This is a genomic window from Enterococcus sp. 2G9_DIV0600 (assembly GCF_002140615.1).
Lineage (GTDB): Bacteria > Bacillota > Bacilli > Lactobacillales > Enterococcaceae > Enterococcus_D > Enterococcus_D innesii.
Window position 1 is genome coordinate 154473 of sequence record NZ_NGLL01000001.1, and the last position, 2978, is coordinate 157450.

Consider the following 2978-nt stretch of genomic DNA (forward strand, 5'->3'; position numbering starts at 1 on the left):
AAAGATTACTTTGTGAGAATAATAGATGCAAAATAATATGAGTACATTCCTAATTATCATCAAATCCTTTTGACATTTTGATACACTAGATGAGACAACTTGCCCCTAAAAGGGGGTGGTGCTTTTATGCTTCAACAAATTCTCACGTTGGTTATCGCCCCAATTTTTTGCGGATTGGATCTGGAAATGATTTCTCGTTGGTTAGACGAGAAAGTCGATGACTAAGAGCTAGTTGTCATTAACCCACACGTTCCGAGTCGCAATGAACGAAAAGAAGCCAGACCTATTGGCAGTAGGGCTGGCTTTTGTGCTTCTATGCTCGAAATTCTCACGTTTCGCAAATCTATTTTATCATAGAATATTGAAAAGAACTACCTAGGTCGTTTTTCATATGAAGCGCAACTAAAGATGAACCAAACGGTCCATAATGGTTGCTGTAGCATTGGATCTTTAAAATTTTCTTCCCATTGGTCAAAAGGAAAGATTCGTTGAAATGATCATTTACCCAGTTACTGTTCGCTTTGAGAGTAGAATGAATGAGCTTGATTAAAAGAGACGCAATCAAGCTCATTCAAGGTAGGTGAGTAGAATAGTGAGGTACATATCGAAAATTATTTTACATAATATGGACTCAAATGTGTTTTTCTAACTAGGATACCAGAATAAAGTGCAATATCCAGCAAATCTAATCTGGGTGTTTTTGTTATGTACTAAAGGATAACGTTGACTTATAAGTTAGTTTAAGTTAGTATGTAAATAAGCTTACATCGGCTTAGAGGGAGGCGTATTTATGATTCAAAAGAAAAGGCTTGAGTTAATTTTGGAGGAATTGAAGTCGCGTGGAACTCTTAGTTTGAAGGAAATCGTTACCTTAACAGGTTCTTCAAGAGATACAGCAAGAAGAGATATTGTCAAATTAGCTCAAAATAATGCTATCGATCGCACATATGGTGGAATTAGTTTGCCCAATACCTTTAGTCGTTTAGATGAATATCTTGAACGTACTGAAGATCTTAGTGCTGAAAAAGATATTCTAGCAAAAACTGCTAGTAATTTAGTAAAAGATAATTCCCATATTTTTTTAGATATTTCAACAACGGTCAGTTGCATTCCTAGACATATAAGACCTTATGAGAATATCGTAGCAACGACAAATTCATTAGATATTGCCGATCAACTATTGAGAAATACTAAATGTAAAACTAAGATTTTAGGTGGAACCATCGATCCTATCAAACGAAATGTCGTTGGAACGAAACCAATGCTGGAACTGGATTCATTTATCTTTGATGTTGCTTTTATGAGTGCCGCTGGAATCACAACTTCAGGTATTTATTACGCCTACGATGAAGATATAGATTTCAAAAAGAAGATAAGAAAACAATCCAAATTTGTAGTTTTACTAATTGATAATACAAAAATCGGCTTAAGTCATAACTATAAAGGTTTAGATTTCGAAGATATTGATTTTCTTGTTGTAGAAAGTCGTCTACCAGATGATTTAGAAAGAACAATATCAGATAGTAATGTCTCTATAATAAATTCAAAGTGGGTGCAAACATGATTAAAACGGTGTTATTTGACGTAGATGGAACAATCTTAGATACAGAATTTGTTATGATTAAGTCTTTACAAAAAACTCTAAAAGAAGAGAAAAACTTGGATGTTCCAGAAGAAGATTTAGAGTATATCTTAGGGATACCAGGAAAAAAAGCAATTGAACGGTATTCATCATCTGGAGAGGAAGCTGATAAGCTACATGCATGTTGGTCCGAAAATGTTAAACAATACTCTCATCTTGCGACTTTGTTTCCTCAAGTGGAAGAATCATTGACTAAGTTAAAAGAAAATGAGATACAAATTGGGATTGTTACATCCAAAACAAATGAAGAAATGGAAAATGAATTTGAACATTTTGGTTTAAGTAAACTTTTTGATATTTCAGTAACTGCCTCTGATACAACGAAACATAAACCTAATCCTGAACCAATTTTATATGCATTAAATAAATTAGGAAGTTTACCAGAAGAATCAATTTACATAGGTGATTCTATCTATGATATGCATAGCTCACAATCAGCTGGAGCTAAATTTGCTTTAGCAAAGTGGGGAGCAAAAGAAAATCCACTATTCTCAAGTGCAGATATTAGTTTAGAAACTCCTCTGGAAATATTACAACACTTAAAATAGATTACTTCCTAAAGAAATTACTTTATTTCATTAACGGTTAACATAAGTGAGGATTATTTCCAGTGATTGTTGTAGCAGGAATTTAAAGCCCTGAATTGTGAAATGAGATTGGTCTATCTGCGAATGCCTTGTCATTAGTATGTATATGAAAATTGAAACTGGATATAATAGAGCAGATCACGAGCGAACGTTATACAAAAACAATCACATGTTGCACTTAATCCTAACATTCGACATATGTTTTTTTTAAAATTGAAGAAGACAACTTGGGTTTAAGTTTCATCTCCCTGAGGCATGTCTATATCATAAAAATAACCAAAGAAGAAAAAGTATAAATCTTATCGATTATTTTATTGATATAATATACAAAATCATGATATTCCTGCGTATTCATTCATTTATAATTTAGTTCCCCTTGCAAAAGTAAACCGCTTTCTATAAACTAGAAGGCGAATAGAAATCAAAAAAATAGGCACTTCGTATCGGTGCTACCAACACCAATACGAAGCCCTGATCAGTCACACCAATACCCGGATGACCAATCAAGTTGCCATAGTTGATACCCGTAGGCATCAACGTGTTTATTGTACCGAAAAAACGCCTTCATTTCTAGTAGGAGTATGCATTTTTTTCGACAAAAACACAAGAAGCCTAACGCTTATTTAGCTATCTCACAGGCATTGGACAAATCCGTCCAATGCCTTTTTGCTGTGAATCACTACGATTGACTCACGAAGTGAGACAGAGTAGATGATGAACAGTACTAGGCGAGTGCAAGGGAGCGTAGT

3 protein-coding genes are annotated in these 2978 nt (G+C 34.3%); all 3 read left to right on the forward strand.

Annotated features, from left to right (window positions below; translation table 11 throughout):
* Positions 1 to 126 precede the first annotated feature (126 nt).
* The 3 genes from A5870_RS17130 (at position 127) to A5870_RS00735 (ending at position 2190) form a co-directional block, all read left to right on the forward strand.
* The gene (locus tag A5870_RS17130; RefSeq protein ID WP_123906408.1) at positions 127 to 225 is read left to right on the forward strand and encodes a type I toxin-antitoxin system Fst family toxin; all 99 of its coding nucleotides are present in this window, start codon (positions 127 to 129) and stop codon (positions 223 to 225) included.
* Between the two features lie 565 nt (positions 226 to 790).
* Entirely contained in the window at positions 791 to 1564 is a 774-nt protein-coding gene (locus A5870_RS00730) for a DeoR/GlpR family DNA-binding transcription regulator (protein WP_077454073.1), read from the forward strand.
* The gene (locus A5870_RS00735) at positions 1561 to 2190 is read left to right on the forward strand and encodes an HAD family hydrolase (RefSeq protein ID WP_086291518.1); all 630 of its coding nucleotides are present in this window, start codon (positions 1561 to 1563) and stop codon (positions 2188 to 2190) included. Before A5870_RS00730 ends, A5870_RS00735 begins: the two co-directional genes overlap by 4 nt.
* Positions 2191 to 2978 lie beyond the last annotated feature (788 nt).